The following is a 21,073-nucleotide window of genomic DNA, read 5'->3' on the forward strand; positions in this document are numbered from 1 at the left end:
GATCAGTCGGTCGTCACCAGCGCGACGGCCGCACGAGCGACGCCCGCCGCGCTGGCAGGGTTCTGGCCGGTCACCAGCCGTTCGTCGGTGACCACCCAGGGCTGGAAGTCGGGGGCGCCGGTGTGCTTGGCGCCGTTCTCCTCCAGGCGGGTCTGCAGCAGGAACGGCACCACCTCGGCGAGCCCGACGGCGGTCTCCTCGGAGTCGGTGAACGCGCTGACCTGCTTGCCGTCGATCAGCCGCCGGCCGTTGGAGAGCCGCAGCTCGACGAGCGCGGCCGGCCCGTGGCAGACGGCCGCGACGACCCCGCCCCGCTCATAGATCGCCCGGGCGAGACCGGCCAGACCCTGGTCGGACGGGAAGTCCCACATGGTGCCGTGGCCGCCGGCGAAGAAGATCACGTCGTGGTCGAGCGGGTCGACCTCGGCCGGCGCCAGCGTGTGCACGAGCTTTGCCGACATCTCGGGGTCGTCCAGGAACTCCTGCTGCACCGGGTCGTCGGGCTTCACGCCGTCGAGCGGCGGCGTGCCGCCGGCGACGGACACCAGCGCGACGTCGAAGCCGGCGGCGCGGAACTCGCGCCACGGGTGCGCGATCTCGGGCAGGTAGGCGCCGGTGCGGCGACCGGTGTCGCCGAGTCGGTCGTGGCTGGTCAAGGCGATGAGCGCCGAGCGGGGTCTGGTCGACATGGTTGGTCGTTCCTTCGATCGAGGGGCCGGAGGCTCAAATATCGATCGGAATATTCATAGGGACCAATAGAATTGCGCCCGCGAAGCGATAGGAGAACTTATGTCCGAAACCGTCGACATCCGCCTCCTGCGAACCCTGGTCGAGGTGCACCGGACCGGCAGCCTGACCGCCGCGGCGACAGTTCTGGACATCTCCCAGCCCGCGGTCACCGGACAGCTGCAGGCGCTCGAGCGGCAACTGGGCCGTCCCCTGTTCGTGCGCGCCGCCCGCGGCGTCGTGCCGACCGCTCTGGGCGACCTGCTCGCGACCGAGTCGGCGCCGCACGTGGACGCGCTGCAGCGCATCGTCGGTGCCGACCTGCGCTCCGAGCCGAGCATCGCCGGTCGCACCCTCGCCCTCGGCGGACCGGCCGAGTTCGTCTCTCAGCTGGTCGTCCCGGCGCTGACCCCGCTGCTCGCCGACGGGTTGCGGATCCGGGTCGTGCACGGACTCCCGGACGACCTGCTGGGCTCGTTGCATGCCGGGCACCTCGACCTCGTCGTCCTCACCACGAGGCCGCCGAAGCGCCGGCTGCACACGGTCGCCCTGTGCGACGAGGAACTGGTCCTCGTCGCCCCACCGGACTTCGACACGAGGGTCGCCGTCGGCGGCGACCCGTCGCCGGTTCCGCCGGCGGTGTCCGCCAGCCCGATGGTCGCCTACGCCGAGACGATGCCGTTGATCCGGCGCTATTGGTCGTTCGTCTTCGGCAGCCGGCCGCCCGGTCCGCCGGCGCTGGTCGTGCCGGACCTGCGCGCCGTGCTCGCGGCCGTCGCGGCCGGCGCGGGCATCTCGGTGCTGCCGGGCTACCTCTGCGCCCAGGCGATCCGGCAGCACGAGGTGACGGTTCCGGTCGAGCCGGAGATCCCTCCGATCAACACCCTGCACCTGGCGATCGCGGCCGGGCGAGCCGCCCAGCCGCACATCGCGCGCGCCGCCGAGACGCTGCTCGCCGCAGCGCGGAGCTGGTGAGGCCCGGGCCTGTATCAGTTCTCGTGGCGCACGGTCCGACGTACATCACCGAAGACCGCGAGAGGGGTCACCGCCATGCCACAGGTCGTGCTTCTGGCCTCCAGCTGTACCGGGCTGCCCGGCACCACCCGCCGGCTCGGCGTCTCGCTCAGCCAGCTGGGACTGGTCCGGCAAACGTTCCGGTCGGCGGGCTGGGCGGTCCGGCTGGCGACGCCGGCCGGCGGTCCGGTGCCGGTGGATGCCGGGACGCTGAGCGAGGAGTGGTTCGAGGCGACGCGCTACTGCCTGCGCGCCGAGTCGATCGCGGACGTGGAGCCCGCCACGCCGGATGCCTGGCTCGTCCTGGGTGGGCATGCCGGACTGTGCGATCTGGTCGGCTTGGCCGAGCTCGAACGCCGGCTGGAGACGGCCGCCCAACTGGGCCGGACGGTCGCGGCGCTGGACCACGGGGGCGCGGCGCTCGCCGCCGTGGCGGGCCGCCTGCGGCGCGACCGGCGCCGGCCGTACCGGCTCACCGGACGCACCGACGAGGAGGAGCACGCCTCACGCCACCTGCACCTGCTGCCGCGCAGCAGCGAGCAGGTGATCCGCAGCGCGGACGTCTCGTTCGTGGCCGGTCCTGCCTGGCAGCCGTACGTCGTCACCGACGGCCCGTTCGTCTCCGGCCAGAACCCCGCCTCGGCGAGCGCGGTGGTCGACGCCGTGATCGCCCGCGACGCCGACCGCGCACTGGCGGCCTGACGATGACCGTGAGCCACTACCGCCCGTCGACGGCGGACGTCGCCCGGTTGTCGGACTCGCTGACCGACGATGCCGCCGCCCTTACCTTCGAGCCGTTCCGGGACGAGTCGGCCCGCTATCTCGAGGAGCTGATCCCCAAGCCGTGGGGACACGAGTTCCGGGTCTATTCCGACGACCTGTACGACGTGTGGAAGCTGTGTCTGCGACCCGGCCAGTCGACATCGGTGCACTGCCATCCCCGCAAGGAAACCGCCCTGCTGTGCCTGGACGGCACGGCTCGGATGCACCTGCTCGACCGCACCGTCGACGTCGTCGCCGGCGACGTCAGTCACATCGGCAAGGGCGTGTTCCACGGCACGGCCAACGTCGGCAGCGGCCCGCTCCACCTGGTCGAGGTCGAGCTGCCGCGGAACAAGTTCGACCTGGTCCGGCTATCGGATCGCTACGGGCGTCGTGGGACCGGCTACGAGACCGAGCCCGGCCGCGCCCCCGTCGCCCTGCGATCCGGTCGGCTGGTCGCCCGGTCCTCGGTTCGCACCGGCGTCGCGCTGGATGGCTTCAGCTTCGACGTCCGGGCCGGGCTCGACCTGATCAGCCGGCCGCTGGCCGGGCTGCTGTTCGCGGTCGGCCTCGACATCGCCGCCGCCCTGCAGCACCGGATCGAGGTGCTCGGCCCCGACGACCTGACCGAGCGCGGCGGGCACGAACAGCTGTACCTGACCATCGTCCGCGCAGACCCGACCACCACCCGCACTCCCGCCACCCGCACCCCCACCACCCGAAAGAAGGACTGACCATGCCCAGCGCCGTCATCATCACCGGACCCGGCTTCCAGGACCACGACGTGGTCTACACCTACTACCGCCTGCTGGAGGAGGGCTACCAGGTCGACGTCGCCACCGCGGCCGGCACCGGCGTCCATGGCAAGTACGGTGTGCCGCTGCCGATGGACAAGACCGCACGGCCGTTGACCACCTTCGACGCTTTGTCCGTTGCGGACTACGACGTGGTCGTGCTCACCGGCGGCCACGAGGCCCCCGACCGGGTGCGGCAGGACCGCCGCGTGCTCGACTTCGTCCGGGCCATGGCCGACGCCGACAAGGTCGTCGCCGGGCTCTGTCACGGTCCCTGGATCATGATCTCCGCGAAGGTCATGACGGGGCGGCGGGCCTGCGCCTACCCGGGCCTGAGGGACGACATGATCAACTCGGGCGCGCGGGTCGAGGACGCCCGGGTGATCACCGACGGCAACATCATCACCTGCTCCTACTACGGCTACGTCGGCGAGTTCATGCAAGCGGTCTTCACCGCTGTCTCGGACCGGCTCGTCGCGGCGGCATGAACACCGCGCCGACGGCGTGCACGGGACCGCCGGTCCGCGCGATCGCGCTCGACTTCGACGGCGTGATCTGCGACGGTTCGACGGAGTGCGCGGTCACGACCTGGAACGCCTGGACCGGCCGGTCGGTTCCGGCCGGCCCGGCCGGCGCCGTGCCGGCATCGTTCCTGGACCGCTTCCTCTCGCTCCGCGGATACGCCCGCCAGCTCGGCCACTTCGTGGTGCCGCTGCTGGGGCCGAGCGCGCCGATCGACGATCAGGCCGCTTTCGACGCGTGCTTCGCCGCGATCCCGGCGGAGCGGGTGGATCGGTTCGTCGCCGCGGCGGAGCGGTATCGAGCGACGGCGAGGCGGCTCGACCCTCAGCGCTGGCTCGCCCAGCACCGCGTGCACGCACCAGCCCTCGAGACCCTCCGCGCGCTGCCGCTGTCGTACGTGGTGACGGCGAAGGACGTGCAGTCGGTGATCGAGATCCTGGCCGCGTACGGCCTCGAGCTGGAGCCCGATCGGATCTACGGCGGCCTACGGGACAAGCTCGACGCGCTCGCGGACGTCGCTCGGCGCTCGGCACTGCCGGCTGAGGCGGTGCTGTTCGTCGACGACAGCGTCGCCAACGTCGTCGCCGCCCGCGCGGCCGGCTTCGACGCGCGCTGGGCGACCTGGGGCTTCCACACGCCGGACCAGCTCCGGACCGCCGACGCGCTCGGCCTGCCGCGACTCGCCCTGGCCGATCTCGACGACGAGCTCGGGCTCGTCCCCGCCGGCCGATGACCACCGTCGCGGGCCGCCGCCGGGCCCGAGTCGGCGGGGCCCCCGTCGGACCGTTCGGAGCGGTAGCGCCCGGCCGGCCGGCGGGCGGCTGCGGCGGACGTATCAGACGCACCCCCTCCCCTGTCCGGTTCGGTAGCCGGATCATCTCCACCCCCCGAACAGGGAGTACCACGGTGCCCGAACCCGAGGCCAACCCAGCCGACCACGACGACCCAGCACACCAAGACCCAGCAATCGACGACCCAGCACACGACGACCCAGCACACGACGACCCAGGCGGATCGGCCGACGACGCCCGGACCCCGTCCCCGATCGCCGCGCTGATCGTCGCGGCCCGCGCCGGCGACCGCGCGGCCTGGGACGAGCTCGTCGTCCGCTATACCCCGCTCCTGCTGTCGATCTCCGCCCGCTACCGGCTGCGGCCACCGGACGCCGCCGACGTCGCGCAGACCGTATGGCTGAGACTCTGCCAGCACCTCGGCGATCTCAGGGAGCCCAGGGCGCTGCCCGGCTGGCTCGCCAGCACGACCCGGCACGAGTGTCTGGACGTGCTCGCACAGCAGCGGCGGACGGTGAGCTACGACCCGCTGCAGCCGCACCACGATGAGCGTGCGTCCGAGCCGGACATCGGTGAAGGGACGGTCGACGCCCTGCTGCTCGCCGACCGGCGGCTCGCCCTGCTCGCCGCTCTGGCCGAGCTGCCGGATCGTGAGCGTCAGCTGCTGTTGATGTTCCTGCACGACCCGCCGCTGCGCTACGCCGAGATCAGCCGACGCACCGGCGTGCCGATCGGGAGCCTCGGACCGACCAGGTTCCGAGCGCTGGCCCGGCTGCGCCAGCACCCGCTGCTGGTCGCCCTGCGTGACACGGGCTCCGGGGGTGACACTGGCTCCGGGGGTGACACTGGGTCCGGGGGCGACACTGGGTCCGAGGGCCGCGACATCGAAAGAGCGACACCATGACAACTGATCCCACCCCCGGGCCGCTCGACGGCGACGACGACCTGATGGCGGAACTGGCCGACGCGCTGCACACGGCGCACCACCCGCAGTACGACCTGATCGTGTCCAACGCTCAGGACGCCTACTGCGGGACTCCGCTCGAGGACGAGCTGGCTCGGCTCGTCTTCGACTCGTGGAAGGCCGAGCACGCCGGCGCGATCCGTTCCGGGGACGTCCGTCCGCCGGTCCGGACGCTGGCATTCGAGTGCTGCGCCCTGTCGGTAGAGATCGAGGTCTACGGCGGCGAGCTGATCGGTCAGGTCGGCCCGCCCGGTCCGGCCCTGGTGAGTATGCAGCCCAGTGCCGGTGAGATGGTGACCGTGGAGACCGACGAGCTCGGCTGCTTCGTGCTGCCCAGACCACCGGACGGCCCGCTCCGGTTCAAGGTCACCCACGCCGGCGGCCGGGTGGTCACCGAGTGGACCCGACTGCACTTCCCCGAGTAGCGATCCGGCCGGTCGACCCGGCGCCCAGGCAGACGAAACTCGCCGCGCACGCCCGGGTGGCCGGATCCGCGCCGCGGTGCGCCTCCTGCGCGGCGGCCAGGGCGACCGAGGGTGGGCTGCCGCGACCGAGCTCTCGGTGGTATGCGAGCATCACCGACTGCGTCTCGGCGTCGGGGATCACGACGACCGGCGCGACCAGGGTCGCGGTCTGCTGATTCAGCAGGGTTGCCGCCAGTCCCAGGATCTCCTCGCCGGCCGTGACATAGGAGACGGCGGCCCCGCACGCGGCGAGCACGACGTGGTCGGGGGTGTCGACGATCCGCTCGAGGTCGTACACCGTGAACGGCCCGTCGGACAGCTGCAGCGACGAGAACAGCGGGTTGTCCCGGCGAGCCGTGGCGTGGGTGGCGAAGTGCACCAGACCGGCGCCGCCGATCGCGCCACTCACCCCGGCTGCGGTCGCCCGCGCCCCGGCCAACACGACCGAGCCGGGATACAGCTCGCCGACCGCGCGTGCCTCGCGCGCCGCGCCCGGCAGTCCGGGACCGGCGATCGCCACCACCCGGGAAGACCGGGGCTGCCTGGTCGCCGCCGACCGCCAGAGCGCCGCCGACGGCGACACGCTCACCGGCCGCCCCCGGCACGACGGCAAGAGCGCCCATGGAACCGAGTGCAGCCAGCCGTTCGGAACGACCACCAGTTCTCGCCCGCCCAGCCGGCGAGCGAGCGGCATCAGCAGCGCCCGGTCCAACTCGAGCGCGGCACGCTCCAGCACTGCCTCGGCCGCCGCACGCTGGCCGACGCGGACGGTCCCGCGGGCCAGCCGGTTCAACGCAAACGGCAGATGGGTCAGATGCCGGCGGACCAGCGACGCGACCGGGCCGAGGCGGTGCAGTCGCGCCCGCCCGGCAACGATGGTCACGGCGGCGACGTCGCCGTCGAGCTCGACGAACTCGACCATCACCGCGTCGGCCAGGACGTCGGTCAGCTCGGCAACGGTCGGCGGAGTGATCGCGTCGCGACCGCCGTCGCCGGCCTCGCGACAGTGGTCGCGGATCGCCTGCTCGATCTCGACCTGCTGGGCGAGCAGCGGCTGCAGCACGTGCTGCGCGGCGCTCGCTTCGGCCAGCTCGGTGGCCAGCGCGCGTAGGTCGGCCAGCATCCGCGCCAGCGCGGCGTCTCTCGGCGGCAGCGCCGGCCGCGGCCGATCCGCACTCGCCCGGCCGATCTCGGACCACCAGTGCACGTCGCGCGGACAACCAGCGGCAAGCGCGAGCCGCAGGCCGGCCCTGGCCAACGACCCGCGATGGACCGAGATGTGGGCTCGGAGCTCGGTCGCGCCGAGGGTGCGCCGGTAGTCCGCGACCGCCCTGATCCCCGCCCGCAGCGCAGACCTGGCGCCGCGGGTGTTCCCCTGAGACTCCCGCAACGTCGCCTCGCCGAGCCACGCCCTGGCCCGCGCTTCGGCGGGCCCCGACCGGCGGGCGGCCGCAGTGCGGCGGAAGTCGTTCCGCGCGGCTGGGATGTCGCCGAGGCCGGTGGCCAGCCGGCCGGCGACGACCCGGGCCTCCAGCGCGGGAACCGACCAGCCGTCGCGTTCCAGGTCGTCGGCGACCACTCGGAGTCGATCGGCCAGCCTGGCCACCAGTGTGCCGTCCGCGGGCAGGTCGGACAGCTCTGGGCCCACCAAGGCGACGACCTGCGCCTGCAAGGCGGCGAGCTCGGCCAGCGTTCGCCACTCCGTACGACCGAGATCGTCGAACTCCCGGATCGCCCGCCGGCCTGCCGCGGCGGCAGCGGCGACGTCGCCGTCGAGCAGAGCAATGGTGGACAGCAGCAGTCGCGTCTCGGGCAGCTCGCCCGCACTGCCCTGCTCGGCGAACGCGGCCTCGGCTCGTTCGACCGCCGCACGGGCCTCACCGATCAGGCGGACGCCGAGCAGCACCTTGGCCCGGTCGAGCCACAACGAGCCCAGCTCGGCACCCAGTTCGGTGTAGGCCGCCTCGGCGCGGTCGAAGTGCGCGAGCGCGGCCGGGACGTCGCCACACATGGCAGACAGGCAGCCGAGATTCTGCTCCACGTAGGAGCCTGCCAGCACCAGCCCGTGCGCGGTGCAGAGGCCCTGGGCGCGGGCCAGGTCGGTCCGTGCGGCCGCGTACTGCCGCCGCGCGATGAAGATCAGACTCCGGTTCGACAGCGCTCGGGTCTCCCACTGCGGATCCCCGGCCCGGCGCAGCGCCGGGATCGCGATCCGGAGATCGTCGAGTGCAGCCGGCAGCCGGCCGAGCTCTTGCAGGATGGCGGCGCGCTGGGTGCGAGCGCGGGCATGATCCAGGCCGCTGGTCTGCTCCAGCGCCCGCCCGATGGTCTGCAGGGCGTCCTCGGTGTGACCGCGCAGTACCAGCGCGGAGGCAAGACTCATCCGCGCCGCGCCGGCGAGCTCGGCCGCACCGCAGCTGTCCCCATCCTGAGCGGCCGATCGCAGTTGCTGGACGGCCAGATCCAGCCGCCGGAGCTGCAGCGCGGCCACGCCGCGGGCGCGGCGGCTGACACTGAGCGCAGCTCGGTCGCCGGCCTCGTTCGCCAGCCGCTCGGCCCGGCGCGCGAGCGCGTCGGCCGGCTCCGGCGTCACCGTCGCTAGGTCGAGCGCCTGGCGGGCCAGCGCCGCCGGCGTCGCCTCGTCCGAGGACCCGACGACGGTCGCCACCGCACCGGTCATCAGCCCGGCAGCCGGCGCATGGTGAGCACGCGCGGGGCGACGCCGCCGAGCCGGCCTGCCGGGGCCGGCCGGGCGGTGCTGAGCAGAGTGGTCAGCGACTGCCGGGCGGTGACCCGGCCCGGATCGATTCCGGCCGCGACCGCCCCGCTGACCTGGGCCGCGGCGAAGGACGTACCACTCCAGCTGGCGAAACCGGAGGGGTACGACACCGGCTGCCCGCGGTCGCCCGAGACCGTCGGCGGGAAGCAGCTTTCCACGTCGACGCCGCGCGCGCTGACGTCGATCCAGGGAACGTCCGGGGAGAACGGCGCACGATTCTCGTCGGCGTCGACAGCGCCGACGGCGACCACGTCGTCGAGCGCTGCCGGCCAGCCCGGGTCGTGTTCGTGCCCGCGAACGTCACCGTGATTTCCGGCGGCGGCCACCACCACGATCTCGGGATCGAGCCGGTCGATCGCCGTGCTGAGCACCAGCGGCGCACGCCCGTCGTCGCTGTAGCCGACCAGGGACAGGTTGATCACGTCCACGCCGCTCCGGCCGATGGCGACGATGGCCTCGGCGACGTCCCAGGAGGACGCGGACGCCTCCGCGTCGTCCAGGACGTGGCGCAGCTGCAGCAGCGCCCCGGGTGCCTGGTCGAGGACCAGGCCGCCGACGAAGGTGGCGTGTCCGCCGCGGTAGGGCGGGACCTCGTCGCCGAGATAGGTATCGGTGTAGTCGCCCACCCAGCCGTCGTGGAGGTAGGCGACCGGGAAGAGCCGGGTATCCACGATCCCGACCCGAACCCCGCTGCCAGGTCGGGTCCACCGCCGCACCCGGCTGCCAGCAGCGGTAGGCGCGGGGGTTCCGCTCCCGTGCGAGATCGCGCCGGCGGGGCTCACCGGCTGCGGGTGACCGTGCGAGATCGCGCCCGAGCCGCGGGTGACGTGGTCGAGCATCCGGTTCTTGCCGATCGTCGGCGTCCAGCGCCCGTACATCGCGGCACAGCACGCACGCACCCCCTGGAGGATCCGCTCGAGGTCGTCGACGGGCGGGGCGCCGAACTCCGCGAGCTGGCCCGGGGAGACGGCCGCCTCGTCCAGCCGAGCCCGCAGGGCCTGGAGCGATCGGCCTGGATCCCGCAGCACGAACCGGGTGAGCCCGAGCAGGTCGTTCGGCGCGGGGACCTCCTCCTCGATCAACCAGGCCACCAGTGCGGCGTGCTCGTTGGCGACGACGATCTCGTTCGGAACGTATTGCGTTTGGGGAGCTTGCGCCAGCAACTGCGTCATGCCGGAAGCCTAGACAGAATCGGTTTCGGTCGGCACGAATATTTCCGCTCTCATCGGCGGTCGAATGGGGCCGCACGCGGCAAACGACATTTGCCATTCGCTTTCTTATCGGACGTGATCATCGTTGCTATCGGAGCGCACCGCTGCACACACTCCTTCCCCTGAAGCGATCCCGCGCAGGCGGCGAACGTGGGCCCGCTTCGGCGAAGGCGGGCCGAGCGGCCGGCTCGACCCGTCGACTCCGATGGTCGAGCCGTATCAGATCGCGTCTGGTCCGGTCCGGTCGAATACCAGACAGGTCGTCGGACGGAATTCAAGGAAAAGCCATGAGCCAGATCACCAAAACACAGAATTCTTCGGGCTCGGAGCGCCTGCGCGGGGTCGCGCTCGCCACCGAGAATCGGATCACAGGATATCTGCGGCGCTGGAGCGTGCCGATCTTGCGCAGTTGCCTCGGGGCCGTGTTCGTGTGGTTCGGCGCACTCAAGGTCGCCGACGCCACACCTGTGGCCGACCTGGTCGCCGGCACGGTCCCCTGGCTGGACCGCAGCTGGTTCGTACCGGTGCTCGGCGGCGTCGAGGTGCTGCTCGGCATCGGCTTGCTGCTGGGCCGGTTCACTACCGTCGTCTGTGCCCTGCTCGTGGGCCATCTGTGCGGCACGTTCCTGGTGTTGGTGATGGAGCCGCAGCTGGCGTTCCAGCGCGACAACCCGTTGCTGCTGACGACGGTCGGCGAGTTCGTGGTCAAGAACCTCGTGCTGATCTCGGCAGCGCTGGTGATCGCGGCCTGGTCGGACCGGCCGGCGCGGCGAGCCCGTCCGAGCCAGGTCTGAACCGCGACGGGCGGATCAGGCCTGGAGGCCCAGCTTGGCCATCCGCTTCGTGTGGTTGGCCACCAACCGGGAGAACATCCGGCTGATCGCGGCCAGGTCCAGCCCGGGGCGGTCCGACGTGCCGGTCAGCAGGGAAGTCAGCGCGTCACGGTCGGCGGCGACCCGCTGGGCCTGGCTGAGCGCCTCGCCCACCAGCCGCCGGCCCCACAGCGCGAGCCGGCCGGCCAGCTTCGGGTCGGCCTCGATGCCGGCCCGCACCTGGCTGACCACGAACTCGTCGTGGCCATGATCGGAGAGCACCTCATAGACCAGCTCGCGGGTCTCCGGATCGACGAACGCGGCCACCTCGCGATAGAAGTCGGCCGCGATCCCGTCGCCGACGTACGCCTTCAGCAGGCCCTCGTACCAGTCCTTGGGGTGGGTGTACTCGTGGAAGGCGTCGAACGGCGCGTGGAACGGCCGCATCGCCACCAGCACGTCGACGCCGAACTCCTTCAGCCGGTCCCGCATCCGGTCGAAGTACGCGATCTGCTGCGCCGCCATCGTCGCCATGTGGATCTTGTCGCCGAGCGTCGGCGCCTTCTGGGCGTCGTCGGCCAGCCGCTCGAACGCGGTCAGCGCGCCATAGGCCAGGGCGCCGAGCAGGTCGACTGCGCCCGCGCGATAGGACTCGTCGGTCGGTGCGCTCGGCGGCGTCGCCGAGGCGGGCGCTTCACTCATGGCCGCAGCCTAACGGGCGGGCCGCGGACCGACGCCGGCCCGCCGAGGCCGTGCTGGTCGGGAGCGTGACGCGCGCACGGTAGACTGCCACCCAGGAGAGCCGCAACCGGGCGCGTGGAGCGCCATCTGCGCCGCGCCATGGCGTTGGCGGCCCCGAACGCGTGCCGGACACCGCCGGCTGCGCGGCACAGACTGCTATCGAAGGCATTCAACTGAACACCGACCTGACACCACCCGAAACCGACCTCACCGAACCGGAGCCCACGGCGCCGGAGCCCCCCGAAGTGGACGCTGCCGAGGAGCCGGCCACGCCGGCCCGGGACACCTTCGCCGACCTGGGGGTGCTGCCGGCCATCATCGACAGCCTCACCGACGTCGGCATCGTGCACCCGTTCCCGATTCAGGCGATGGCCATCCCGATCGCGCTGACGGGCACCGACATGATCGGCCAGGCCCGCACCGGCACCGGCAAGACGCTCGCCTTCGGCATCACCTTGCTGCAGCGGATCGTCGTCCCGAGCGAGCGGGACTTCGAGCTGCAGGCGAACCCCGGCGCGCCGCAGGCGCTGGTGGTGACGCCGACCCGTGAGCTCGCCAGCCAGGTCAGCCGAGACCTGCAGATCGCCTCCACCAAGCGGGTGGCGCGCGTGCTGACCGTGTACGGCGGGGTCGGCTACGAGCCGCAGCTCGACGCGCTCGACAGCGGCGTCGAGGTCGTCGTCGGGACGCCCGGCCGGCTGCTGGACCTGGCGGACCGGGGCGCGCTGGATCTCAGCCACGTGAAGGTGCTCGTGCTGGACGAGGCCGACGAGATGCTGGACCTCGGCTTCCTGCCCGATGTCGAGCGGATCCTGGCCAAGGTGCCCGAGCTGCGCCAGACGATGTTGTTCTCGGCGACCATGCCGTCCGCGATCGTGACGCTGGCCCGCGCGCACCTCCGGCACCCGGTGAACATCCGGGCGGAGTCCGCCCACGACACCACCACCGTGCCCACCACGGCCCAGTTCGTCTACCGCGCCCACGACCTCGACAAGCCCGAGGTGGTGGCCCGCATCCTGCAGGCGGAGAACCGCAACCGGGTGATGATCTTCTGCCGGACCAAACGGGCCGCCCAGCGGGTGGCCGACGACCTGATCGAGCGAGGCTTCGCGGCCGCCGCGATCCACGGTGACCTGTCCCAGGTGCTCCGGGAGAAGGCGCTGAAGCGGTTCCGCTCGGGCAAGGCCGACGTGCTGGTGGCGACCGACGTGGCCGCGCGCGGGATCGACGTCGAGGGCGTCACCCACGTGATCAACTACGAGTGCCCCGACGACGAGAACACCTACGTCCACCGGATCGGCCGGACCGGCCGGGCCGGGGCGTCCGGGGTCGCGATCACCTTCGTGGACTGGGCCGACACCACCCGCTGGAAGGTGATCAACGCCAGCCTCGGGTTGCCGTTCGAGGAGCCGGAGGAGACCTATTCGACCTCCGAGCACCTCTTTCACGACCTCGGCATCGACCGGTCGGCCCGCGGCCGGATCGCTCCGCCCAAGGAGGAGCCGGCCGACGAGGCGCCGCGGGAGCGCAAGCCGCGCGAGCGGGCGCCACGCAACCGGAGCCGGCAGCGGCTGCGCAACGGCGTCCCGGTGAGCCGGGACGACGCCACCGATCACTCGGTGCAGGCCCCTTCCGCCGACGGCGCGGGCGAGGATGCCGCCGCCGAGAGTGGGGGCCCCGTCGAGGAGCCGACCGGGCAGGGCGCAACCAAGCGGCGTCGGCGCCGTCGCCGTCACCCCGCGGCCGGCACGGCACCCGCGGCTGCGGAGTAGCCCGAGCTCAGCGCGCCGGGCCCACTGGGTCGGCGATCACGACCAGGTTGCTCTGATAGCCGCCCTGTTCCGGCACGAACCGGCCGGCGCAGGTGATCAGCACCAGCCGGTGGTCACCGGTCTGGTCGAGGGCCGATCCGTCGTCGGCCAGCGCCTGCTTGGCCACCAGCCCGACCGACCGGACCCGGTACGTCGCCCGGTGGCCGTTTGCGCTCACCGTCACCCAGTCGCCCTTCTTGATCTGCAACAGCCGCGCGAAGAAGCCGACACCCTGGTCGACCGAGTCCACGTGACCGGCCAGCACGGTCGCGCCGAACGGATCACCGACGTACGCGCTGCCGGTCCACCAGCCGATCTCGTGGACGTCGGTCGGCACCTGGAGCACCCCGTCCACGGTGTCGGCCGGCTCCACCTCGGCCGCCGCGCCGCCGGGCAGCACAACCCGTTGCGGCACGAACCGAACCCGCTGGCTGCGCGCCGGCCTGGCCAACCGGGCGGCGCCCGTGGTCGGCCCGGCGGTGTCACCGGTCGTGGGCTGCGCCGACGCCGACGCCGACGCCGCGCCGGCCGGCACCCGCGAGTCCTCGGCGGCCGACGGGGTCGCGCACCCGCTTGCCCCCGCCGCCAGCACGACGAGCGCGGCGAGGACCGGCACGATCCGGTGTCTCACCTGGTCAGCGCGGGCAGCTCGGTCACGTGTGCGCCGACCGCCTGGCCGCCGGAGCCGGTGTTCACCCGCTTCGGCTTGCCCGAGCCCGAGCTCCCACCCTTCGTGTCCAGCACGTGCACCACGACGTTCATCGTCTTCGACGCCGGGTTCCCGATCGCATAGACGGCGTTCAGCGAGCCGCCCTGCACGGTCAGGTCGACGGGCCCGAAATAGACGGGCTTGGACTTGCCGGTCGGCACGATCGCGACCTCGTACGTCGCGACCGGCACCACCAGGTGCAGCGACTGACCGTTCGCGATGTCCTCGAACAGCACCTTGCCGTCGACGGTGACATCGGCCGGCGGCACCGCGGCGGTGTGCGCCACCGTCAGCGATGCTTTGTCCTTCGACACGGCCGCAAGATCGTTCTTGTACGTCGTCAGCAGCGGCTTGCCGTTCGGATCGGTCGGCAGATGGACGACGACGTCGGCGCTCCAGCCGGCTCCGACCGAGACGGTCTGATCGACGATCGTCCGGCCGCTGGCCGACACGGTCACCCGGCGCTTCCCGCTGCTCACCGCAACAGGCGAGGAGACGGTGCCCGACTTCTGTCCGCTGGCGACGGTCTTGCCGTCCACGGCGAACGTCACCGTCTTGCCGGGCAGGCCCTGGACCAGATAGATCGTCGCGTCACCCGCGGCCGAGCTGACCGGGACGGCGAGCGCCGTCACCCCGAGCGCCACCGCGCCGGCCAAACCCACGGCCAGCCAACGACGAACCGAACCGCGCATGCTGCTCCCCTTGTCCCCGATCAGCGCCGCGGGGGATCTGCGGCGCTCCTGGGGGCAATTTACTCCGTATACGGGCGGCTCACTGCGTCTGTGCCAGGATCGCGTACCGGCGCTCCGGCCGCCCGCGGGCGCCGTAGCGCAGGCTCACCGAGACCGTGCCCCGGCCGGCGTAGAACTCCAGATAGCGGCGCGCGCTCACCCGGGCGATGCCGACCGCGTCGGCGCACTCCTGCGCCGAGAGCTCGACGCCTGCCGACGCCAGCGCGGTCAGGATCGACTCGGCCGTCTCCGGACTGAGACCCTTCGGCAACGGTTCGCCACGACCGCCGTCCGAACGGCCGAGCAGCTGGTCGACCGCGGCCTGATCGGACAGCGTCGCCGGCCGGCGCGCCGTCCGGGTCGCCTGATACTGCTGCAACCGGGTCACCAGATCGGCCTGGGTGAACGGCTTCAGCAGGTAGTTCACCACGCCCAGCTTGACCGCACGCTCGACCGTGCCCGACTCGTTGGCTGCGCTGATCACGATGGCGTCGCCCTCGACCCCGGCGACCCGCATCCGGTTCAGTACGTCCAGACCGAACACGTCCGGCAGATAGAGGTCGAGCAAGATCAGGTCCGGCACCAACGCGACCGCCAGCCGGAGCGCCTCCTGCCCGGTGTTGGCCACCCCGATCGTCCGGAAGCCCTCGACCCGGTCGACGAACGCGCTGTGGATCCGGGCCACGCGGAAGTCGTCGTCGACCACCAGCACCGTGATCATGCGCCGGCCACCGCCTCGACCTCGTGCACCGGGGCCGGACGTACCGTCATCCAGGCCGCGAACTCCGCGCCCGCGGCGGCGGATCGCACCTCGACGTCGCCACCGCGGGTGCGGCAGATCCGGCGGATCAGCGCCAGTCCGATCCCCCGCTCCCCGCCCCGGGCGGCCTTCGTGGTGAAGCCGTGCTCGAACACCTCGGAGGCGATCGAGCTGGCGACTCCCGGACCGGAGTCGCGGACGACGATCTCCACCACGTCCGCGGTCTGCCGGATTTCGACCTCGACCCAGCCCGGGGCGTCGGTCATCGCCGCGTCCACCCCGTTTTGGACCAGGTTGCCGACGACAGTGGCCACGTCGAACGAGGACTGCGGATCGAGCGGCTCCAACGCGCTGGCCGGGCCGACCCGCAGCTCGACCCGTCGCTCCGCCGCCTGGGCCGCCTTCGCCACCAGCAGCGCGGCGACCGAGGAGTCCCGGATCCGCTGGGTCAGGCTCAGGTCCAGCGCCGCCCGGCTCGCGACCAGCGTCTGGACGTACTCCACCACCTCGTCGTAGTCGCCGATCTGGATCAGCCCGGCGATGGTGTGCAGCTGGTTGGCGAACTCGTGCGCCTGGGCGCGGAGCAGGTCGGTCGTGCCCTGGAAGGCGCCGAGCTCGCGCTCCAGCTCGGCCAGCGGGGTCCGGTCCCGCAGGGTGGTGACCGAACCGATGTGCCGCCCGTTGTGATCGACCGGCATCCGGTTCAGCACCAGCACCCGACCGGAGCGGATCACGACCGCGTCGCCGTCGGCGCCGTCGACACCGGTCAGCACGTCGCGCAGCCGGCCCCTGACGGCGAGCTCGTCCAGGGTCGAGCCGACCGGGTCGGCCGGCAGCGAGAGCAGCGAGATCGCCGGCGGGTTGGCCAGCGTGATCCGGTTCTGGGTGTCCAGCGCGACGATGCCCTCGGCGATGCCGGCGAAGATGGCCTCCCGCTGCTCGGCCAGTGCGGCGATCTCGGCGGGCTCCATGCCGAGCGTGCCGCGCTTGATCCAGCGCGCCAGGAGCAGCGACGCCACCACGCCGATCAGCATCGCCGCGCCCAGATAGGTGAGCAGTGTCGGCGCGGCGCTGACCAGGGACTCCCACCGGGTGGCGCTGCGCCGGCCGACCAGCGCGACGCCCAGTTGACGCACGGGCTGGCCGGAGTCCGGGTTTGACAGGATCGGCGCCGCCGCCAGCAGGTACGTCGTCCCGCCCACGGTGACCGTGGCGCTGTGCGAGCGTCCGGGGCTGGCGACGAGCTCGGGCCAGGGCACCCGGTCGCCGACCACGGTGGTGTCGGTGCTGGCCACGATCGTGCCGGAGTTGTCAGCGATCATGGCGAGATCGACGCCCGTCACGGTCTGCAGCTGGGTCACCACGGCGGGCAGTACCGATCCGGCGGCGCCCGGTTCCCGGGTGCGGACGACCGGGTTCCCCGCGAGGTTCTCGGCCAGCGTGAGCACCCGGCGGCCCTCGTCCCGCTCGAAACCGAGCCGGGTGATCTCGACCGACACCGCCGACACCGCCAGCAGCACCGCGGCGATCACGATCAGCTGCACGGCGACCAGCTGCTGGGCCAGCGGAAGGCGCAACCGGCGACGCACGATCCGCACCTCCCAACCGCCCCGACGAGCGGAGCTCCGACAACACCGTCGACCCACATTGTGATCCCCGACGCGACCGAAACTGCCACTGTGGCGGCGACCACAATGACCACAACGATCACCATGGCCGAAAGCAGACATGCCGGCATCGCCCCTGCCAGAGTCCAGCCAGGGCCCGCTGCAGGGTCCGCCCTCGACGAGAAGGAACGACGATGTTCGACAGGCTGAAGAAGAAGCTCACGGTGGCCGGCGCCCTCGCCGCCGCCGGCGCCCTGCTGCTGAGCGGCTGCGGAGCCACCGCGAACCGGGCCGAGCCCGCCGCGGGTGCCGATGGCGACCAGCCGCTCAGCGGAGTCCGCTTCATGGTGCCCAACACCGCCGGCGGCGGCTACGACACGACGGCCCGGGCCGCGGCCAAGGTGATGGACGACATCAAGGTCACCAAGAGCGTCGAGGTCTTCAACCTCGCCGGCGCCGGTGGCACCGTCGGGCTCTCCCGCACCGTTGCGGAGAAGGGCAACGGCAAGTTGATGATGATGATGGGCCTCGGGGTGGTCGGCGCGCAGTACACCAACTCCTCGGCGGCCAAGCTGGACCAGACCACCCCGATCGCGAAGTTGATCGAGGAGTCCGGCGCGATCGTGGTGCCGAAGAACTCGCCGTACAAGACGATCAACGACCTGGTCTCGGCCTGGAAGGCGAACCCGAAGGCGCTCGCCGTGGGCGGTGGCTCCTCGCCGGGCGGCCCCGACCACCTGCTGCCGATGCAGCTGGCGCAGGCGGTCGGTATCGATCCCAAGCAGGTGAACTTCGTCTCCTACGACGGCGGCGGTGACCTGCTGCCGGCCCTGCTGGGCGGCAAGATCGCCTTCGGTGCCTCAGGGTTCGGCGAGTTCCTCGACCAGGTCGAGGCCGGCGAGGTCCGCGTCCTCGCGATCAGCGGCGCCGATCGCGTCGACGCCATCGACGCCCCGACCCTGAAGCAGTCCGGGATCGACCTGGTGTTCACCAACTGGCGCGGCGTGGTCGCGCCGCCGGAGATCTCCGAGGCCGACAAGACCGCCCTGGTCACCGCTCTGACCCAGATGCACGACAGCCAGGAGTGGAAGGACGTGCTGGCCAAGAACGGCTGGACCGACGCGTACCTGCCGGCCGATCAGTTCGCGCCGTTCCTGACCGAGCAGACCACCGCCGTCCAGACGACGCTGGGCAAGCTGGGCCTGGCATGAGCACGCCGGTTCCCGCCGGCGCGGCCGAAACGGCGACCCCGGGGAGGCCGGAGCGCGACCTCGCCCAGCTGGGGCTCTGCGTGTTCCTGGCCGTTCTCGGCGCCCTCGTGCTCTACACCGCCGCGACACTCGGCGACAACCGCACGGGGGTCGACCCGCTCGGCCCACGGGCCGTGCCGCTGATCATCGGGCCCGCACTGATCGTGCTGGCGATCGCCCTCGCCGTGGCGACGCTGCGGGGAGAGCGCGGCGAGGCCGAGGGCGGTGAGGACGTCGACCTGGACAGCCGGGTGGACGTGAAGACCGTGCTGCTGCTGGTCGGGGTCTTCGTGGCGAACATCTTGCTGATCGACGTCCTCGGCTGGGTGATCTCCGGCGGGCTGCTGTTCTACGGTTGCGCGATCGCGCTCGGTAGCCGCCACTTCATCCGCGATCTCGCGATCTCCGCGGCGTTGTCGCTGGCCACGTTCTATGGCTTCGCCATCGGTCTGGGGGTCGGCCTGCCGGCCGGCATCCTCCAGGGAATTCTGTAGGGAGGGCGTCGCAGATGGAGAATCTCCAGTTCCTCGTCGACGGCTTCGTCACCGCCGCGACACCGCTGAACCTGCTGCTGGCCCTGATCGGGGTGATCGTCGGCACCGCCGTCGGCGTGCTGCCCGGGATCGGGCCGGCGATGACGGTCGCCCTGCTGCTGCCGATCACCTACGGCCTCGAGCCGACCAGCGCGATGATCATGCTGGCCGGCATCTTCTACGGCGGCATGTACGGCGGCTCCACTACCTCGATCCTGCTGAACACACCGGGCGAGTCCTCGTCGGTGGTCACCGCGATCGAGGGCAACCTGATGGCCAAGGCCGGCAGGGCCGCGCCCGCGCTGGCGACGGCGGCCATCGGGTCCTTCGTCGCCGGCACCATCGGCACCACGCTGCTCGTCTTCTTCGCGCCGATCATGGCGAAGTTCGCGGTGTCGCTCGGCGCGCCGGAATACCTCGCGGTGATGCTGCTGGCCTTCGTCGCGGTGACCGCGGTGCTCGGGTCCTCCCGACTGCGCGGATTCATCGCGCTGGTGCTCGGCCTCACCATCGGCATGGTCGGGCTGGACGGGGTCACCGGCCAGCCGCGGCTCACCTTCGGCATCCCCCAGCTCGGCGACGGCATCGACGTCGTGGTGGTCGCGGTCGGCATCTTCGCCGTCGGCGAGGCGCTCTGGGTGGCGGCCCACCTGCGCCGGCAGGCCGCCCAGGTGATCCCGGTCGGCCGGCCGTTCTTGAACAAGCAGGACTGGAAGCGGTCCTGGAAGCCGTGGCTGCGCGGCACCGCGTTCGGCTTCCCGTTCGGCGTCATCCCGGCCGGCGGGGCGGAGATCCCGACCTTCCTCTCCTACATCACCGAGAAGAAGCTGACCAAGCATCCCGAGGATTTCGGTCGCGGTGCGATCGAGGGCGTCGCGGGTCCGGAGGCGGCCAACAACGCCAGCGCCGCGGGCACGATGGTGCCGATGCTGTCGCTCGGCCTGCCGACCAACGCCACGGCGGCGGTCATGCTGGCCGCCCTGACCTCGTACGGCATCCAGCCCGGGCCGCTGCTGCTGCAGCGGGAGAGCGGCCTGGTCTGGGCCCTGATCGCCAGCCTGTTCATCGGCAACGTGCTGCTGTTGATCTTGAATCTGCCGCTGGCGCCGGCCTGGGCGAAGCTGCTCCGCATCCCGCGTCCCTACCTGTACGCCGGCATCTTGTTCTTCGCCTCGATGGGTGCGTACGCGGTCAACGGGTCGGCGTTCGACCTCGTCCTGCTGCTGGTGCTGGGCCTGCTGGGCTTCGCGATGCGGCGCTTCGGCATCCCCGTGCTGCCCTTGATCGTCGGCGTCATCCTCGGGCCGCGGGTCGAGCTGCAGGCCCGCCGGGCGCTGCAACTCTCCGGCGGCGAGCCGAAGGGTCTGTTCGGCAGCGTCGACGCCGCCACCGGACAGTTCGTGGTCTCGGCCATCGCGGTGATCGTCTATTTGATCATCCTCGTGGTGCTGCTCTGGCCGCTGCTGTTCAAGCTGATCCGCAAGGCGCTCCCGGCCAAGGCCGAGGCGGCCGTCGAGCAGTTGTCCGAAGAGCTGCACCACGACCTCGACACCGACCAGCACGGCCATCCGCTGGCCGCCGCCGGGGATCGCCCGATCACCCTGCCGACCGCAGCCACCTCGGCGTCGCCCCCGACCGGCCCTCCGGGGGCACGGGGCCCGGAACCCGACAAGACCAAGGAGACATCGTGATAGTCGTCGGCTTCAGTGCCACCGCCCCGGGCCGGGCGGCGCTCACCGCCGCGGTCGGCGAGGCCATCCTGCGCCGGCAGCCGCTGCTCGTGCTCAACTCTTCGCGCGGGGACGCCTACGCCGACCCGCGGTACGCGCAGCAGGCCGACTGGGACTGGGTGAAGACGACCCTGGACGAGGCCGGCGTCGCGTTCACGGTCCGGCAGGAGCTCCGCGGCCGGGGGCCTTCCGAGGAGATCCTGGACGTCGTGGAGGAAGTCGGCGCGACACTGTGCGTGATCGGTATCCGCAAGCGCACCGCGGTCGGCAAGATGCTCTTGGGCAGCAACGCGAACCGGATCCTGATGGAGTCGCCGTGTCCGGTGCTGTCCGTGCGTGCCGCTGAGGAAGACTGAGATGGG

At 71.9% G+C, this 21,073-nt stretch carries 21 protein-coding genes; 13 read left to right on the forward strand and 8 right to left on the reverse strand.

All coding sequences use genetic code 11. The features are described from left to right. Nucleotides 1–2: 2 nt before the first annotated feature. Complete coding sequence (locus ABD747_RS12385) at nucleotides 3–689, reverse strand: type 1 glutamine amidotransferase domain-containing protein (RefSeq protein WP_344804889.1); 687 nt, start codon at nucleotides 687–689, stop codon at nucleotides 3–5. 100 nt (nucleotides 690–789) lie between these two features. On the opposite strand from ABD747_RS12385, the gene ABD747_RS12390 reads away from it, so the two are divergent. The 7 genes from ABD747_RS12390 to ABD747_RS12420 all read left to right on the forward strand — a co-directional run bounded on the left by ABD747_RS12390 (nucleotide 790) and on the right by ABD747_RS12420 (nucleotide 5,998). Further along, nucleotides 790–1,701, forward strand: a complete 912-nt coding sequence (locus ABD747_RS12390; protein WP_344804891.1) for a LysR family transcriptional regulator — start codon at nucleotides 790–792, stop codon at nucleotides 1,699–1,701. Between the two features lie 75 nt (nucleotides 1,702–1,776). Further along, entirely contained in the window at nucleotides 1,777–2,442 is a 666-nt protein-coding gene (locus ABD747_RS12395; protein ID WP_344804893.1) for a type 1 glutamine amidotransferase family protein, read from the forward strand. 8 nt (nucleotides 2,443–2,450) lie between these two features. Beyond that, nucleotides 2,451–3,236, forward strand: coding sequence for a cupin domain-containing protein (locus ABD747_RS12400; protein ID WP_344804895.1), 786 nt, complete (start codon nucleotides 2,451–2,453; stop codon nucleotides 3,234–3,236). Nucleotides 3,237–3,238: 2 nt separating this feature from the next. Then, entirely contained in the window at nucleotides 3,239–3,784 is a 546-nt protein-coding gene (locus ABD747_RS12405; RefSeq protein WP_344804897.1) for a DJ-1/PfpI family protein, read from the forward strand. After that, the gene (locus tag ABD747_RS12410; protein ID WP_344804899.1) at nucleotides 3,781–4,551 is read left to right on the forward strand and encodes an HAD family hydrolase; all 771 of its coding nucleotides are present in this window, start codon (nucleotides 3,781–3,783) and stop codon (nucleotides 4,549–4,551) included. The genes ABD747_RS12405 and ABD747_RS12410 overlap by 4 nt, the downstream gene beginning before the upstream one ends. Nucleotides 4,552–4,724: 173 nt before the next feature. Further along, complete coding sequence (locus tag ABD747_RS12415) at nucleotides 4,725–5,513, forward strand: RNA polymerase sigma factor (RefSeq protein WP_344804901.1); 789 nt, start codon at nucleotides 4,725–4,727, stop codon at nucleotides 5,511–5,513. Continuing rightward, on the forward strand, nucleotides 5,510–5,998 hold the full coding sequence (locus tag ABD747_RS12420; RefSeq protein ID WP_344804903.1) for a hypothetical protein: 489 nt from the start codon (nucleotides 5,510–5,512) through the stop codon (nucleotides 5,996–5,998). Before ABD747_RS12415 ends, ABD747_RS12420 begins: the two co-directional genes overlap by 4 nt. On the opposite strand, the gene ABD747_RS12425 is transcribed toward ABD747_RS12420, so the two are convergent. Continuing rightward, nucleotides 5,964–8,717, reverse strand: a complete 2,754-nt coding sequence (locus ABD747_RS12425) for a CHAT domain-containing protein (RefSeq protein WP_344804905.1) — start codon at nucleotides 8,715–8,717, stop codon at nucleotides 5,964–5,966. The genes ABD747_RS12420 and ABD747_RS12425 overlap by 35 nt on opposite strands. Further along, nucleotides 8,717–9,988, reverse strand: a complete 1,272-nt coding sequence (locus ABD747_RS12430) for a S8 family peptidase (protein ID WP_344804906.1) — start codon at nucleotides 9,986–9,988, stop codon at nucleotides 8,717–8,719. The genes ABD747_RS12425 and ABD747_RS12430 overlap by 1 nt, the downstream gene beginning before the upstream one ends. Nucleotides 9,989–10,314: 326 nt before the next feature. Here ABD747_RS12430 and ABD747_RS12435 point away from each other — a divergent pair, with 326 nt between their 5' ends. Next, nucleotides 10,315–10,821: a DoxX family membrane protein gene (locus tag ABD747_RS12435; RefSeq protein ID WP_344804908.1), complete on the forward strand. Its 507-nt coding sequence runs from the start codon at nucleotides 10,315–10,317 to the stop codon at nucleotides 10,819–10,821. Between the two features lie 15 nt (nucleotides 10,822–10,836). Here ABD747_RS12435 and ABD747_RS12440 read toward each other — a convergent pair whose 3' ends face one another. Next, nucleotides 10,837–11,541 carry a ferritin-like fold-containing protein gene (locus tag ABD747_RS12440; protein ID WP_344804910.1) on the reverse strand — a complete coding sequence of 235 codons (705 nt, stop codon included), beginning with the start codon at nucleotides 11,539–11,541 and terminating at the stop codon, nucleotides 10,837–10,839. 212 nt (nucleotides 11,542–11,753) lie between these two features. On the opposite strand from ABD747_RS12440, the gene ABD747_RS12445 reads away from it, so the two are divergent. Further along, complete coding sequence (locus ABD747_RS12445; RefSeq protein ID WP_425562519.1) at nucleotides 11,754–13,352, forward strand: DEAD/DEAH box helicase; 1,599 nt, start codon at nucleotides 11,754–11,756, stop codon at nucleotides 13,350–13,352. A gap of 7 nt (nucleotides 13,353–13,359) precedes the next feature. On the opposite strand, the gene ABD747_RS12450 is transcribed toward ABD747_RS12445, so the two are convergent. The 4 genes from ABD747_RS12450 to ABD747_RS12465 form a co-directional block, all read right to left on the reverse strand. After that, entirely contained in the window at nucleotides 13,360–14,022 is a 663-nt protein-coding gene (locus ABD747_RS12450) for a class F sortase (RefSeq protein ID WP_344804913.1), read from the reverse strand. Further along, nucleotides 14,019–14,792 carry a DUF4397 domain-containing protein gene (locus ABD747_RS12455; protein ID WP_344804915.1) on the reverse strand — a complete coding sequence of 258 codons (774 nt, stop codon included), beginning with the start codon at nucleotides 14,790–14,792 and terminating at the stop codon, nucleotides 14,019–14,021. Before ABD747_RS12455 ends, ABD747_RS12450 begins: the two co-directional genes overlap by 4 nt. A 79-nt stretch (nucleotides 14,793–14,871) precedes the next feature. Beyond that, on the reverse strand, nucleotides 14,872–15,552 hold the full coding sequence (locus ABD747_RS12460) for a response regulator (RefSeq protein ID WP_344804916.1): 681 nt from the start codon (nucleotides 15,550–15,552) through the stop codon (nucleotides 14,872–14,874). Further along, the gene (locus ABD747_RS12465) at nucleotides 15,549–17,189 is read right to left on the reverse strand and encodes a sensor histidine kinase (protein WP_344804918.1); all 1,641 of its coding nucleotides are present in this window, start codon (nucleotides 17,187–17,189) and stop codon (nucleotides 15,549–15,551) included. Before ABD747_RS12465 ends, ABD747_RS12460 begins: the two co-directional genes overlap by 4 nt. Nucleotides 17,190–17,392: 203 nt before the next feature. Between ABD747_RS12465 and ABD747_RS12470 the strand changes: the two genes are divergently transcribed. From ABD747_RS12470 to ABD747_RS12485, 4 genes are read left to right on the forward strand one after another with little or no spacing between them, the layout of a single operon-like run. Further along, entirely contained in the window at nucleotides 17,393–18,409 is a 1,017-nt protein-coding gene (locus ABD747_RS12470) for a Bug family tripartite tricarboxylate transporter substrate binding protein (RefSeq protein WP_344804920.1), read from the forward strand. After that, complete coding sequence (locus ABD747_RS12475; RefSeq protein ID WP_344804922.1) at nucleotides 18,406–18,942, forward strand: tripartite tricarboxylate transporter TctB family protein; 537 nt, start codon at nucleotides 18,406–18,408, stop codon at nucleotides 18,940–18,942. Before ABD747_RS12470 ends, ABD747_RS12475 begins: the two co-directional genes overlap by 4 nt. Before the next feature lie 14 nt (nucleotides 18,943–18,956). After that, complete coding sequence (locus ABD747_RS12480; protein WP_344804924.1) at nucleotides 18,957–20,672, forward strand: tripartite tricarboxylate transporter permease; 1,716 nt, start codon at nucleotides 18,957–18,959, stop codon at nucleotides 20,670–20,672. Continuing rightward, the gene (locus tag ABD747_RS12485) at nucleotides 20,669–21,067 is read left to right on the forward strand and encodes a universal stress protein (RefSeq protein WP_344804926.1); all 399 of its coding nucleotides are present in this window, start codon (nucleotides 20,669–20,671) and stop codon (nucleotides 21,065–21,067) included. Before ABD747_RS12480 ends, ABD747_RS12485 begins: the two co-directional genes overlap by 4 nt. Nucleotides 21,068–21,073: the final 6 nt, after the last annotated feature.

Origin of the sequence: Microlunatus ginsengisoli (genome assembly GCF_039537205.1) — a bacterium.
In the GTDB taxonomy this organism is placed as follows: domain Bacteria; phylum Actinomycetota; class Actinomycetes; order Propionibacteriales; family Propionibacteriaceae; genus Microlunatus; species Microlunatus ginsengisoli.

What these genes read in the sequence shown, in the direction of transcription:
- ABD747_RS12385 (WP_344804889.1), bottom strand. Translation starts at nt 689, where the DNA reads ATGTCGACCAGACCCCGCTCGGCGCTCATCGCCTTGACCAGCCACGAC.
- ABD747_RS12390 (WP_344804891.1), top strand. Translation starts at nt 790, where the DNA reads ATGTCCGAAACCGTCGACATCCGCCTCCTGCGAACCCTGGTCGAGGTG.
- ABD747_RS12395 (WP_344804893.1), top strand. Translation starts at nt 1,777, where the DNA reads ATGCCACAGGTCGTGCTTCTGGCCTCCAGCTGTACCGGGCTGCCCGGC.
- ABD747_RS12405 (WP_344804897.1), top strand. Translation starts at nt 3,239, where the DNA reads ATGCCCAGCGCCGTCATCATCACCGGACCCGGCTTCCAGGACCACGAC.
- ABD747_RS12410 (WP_344804899.1), top strand. Translation starts at nt 3,781, where the DNA reads ATGAACACCGCGCCGACGGCGTGCACGGGACCGCCGGTCCGCGCGATC.
- ABD747_RS12420 (WP_344804903.1), top strand. Translation starts at nt 5,510, where the DNA reads ATGACAACTGATCCCACCCCCGGGCCGCTCGACGGCGACGACGACCTG.
- ABD747_RS12425 (WP_344804905.1), bottom strand. Translation starts at nt 8,717, where the DNA reads ATGACCGGTGCGGTGGCGACCGTCGTCGGGTCCTCGGACGAGGCGACG.
- ABD747_RS12430 (WP_344804906.1), bottom strand. Translation starts at nt 9,988, where the DNA reads ATGACGCAGTTGCTGGCGCAAGCTCCCCAAACGCAATACGTTCCGAAC.
- ABD747_RS12435 (WP_344804908.1), top strand. Translation starts at nt 10,315, where the DNA reads ATGAGCCAGATCACCAAAACACAGAATTCTTCGGGCTCGGAGCGCCTG.
- ABD747_RS12440 (WP_344804910.1), bottom strand. Translation starts at nt 11,541, where the DNA reads ATGAGTGAAGCGCCCGCCTCGGCGACGCCGCCGAGCGCACCGACCGAC.
- ABD747_RS12455 (WP_344804915.1), bottom strand. Translation starts at nt 14,792, where the DNA reads ATGCGCGGTTCGGTTCGTCGTTGGCTGGCCGTGGGTTTGGCCGGCGCG.
- ABD747_RS12460 (WP_344804916.1), bottom strand. Translation starts at nt 15,552, where the DNA reads ATGATCACGGTGCTGGTGGTCGACGACGACTTCCGCGTGGCCCGGATC.
- ABD747_RS12470 (WP_344804920.1), top strand. Translation starts at nt 17,393, where the DNA reads ATGTTCGACAGGCTGAAGAAGAAGCTCACGGTGGCCGGCGCCCTCGCC.
- ABD747_RS12475 (WP_344804922.1), top strand. Translation starts at nt 18,406, where the DNA reads ATGAGCACGCCGGTTCCCGCCGGCGCGGCCGAAACGGCGACCCCGGGG.
- ABD747_RS12480 (WP_344804924.1), top strand. Translation starts at nt 18,957, where the DNA reads ATGGAGAATCTCCAGTTCCTCGTCGACGGCTTCGTCACCGCCGCGACA.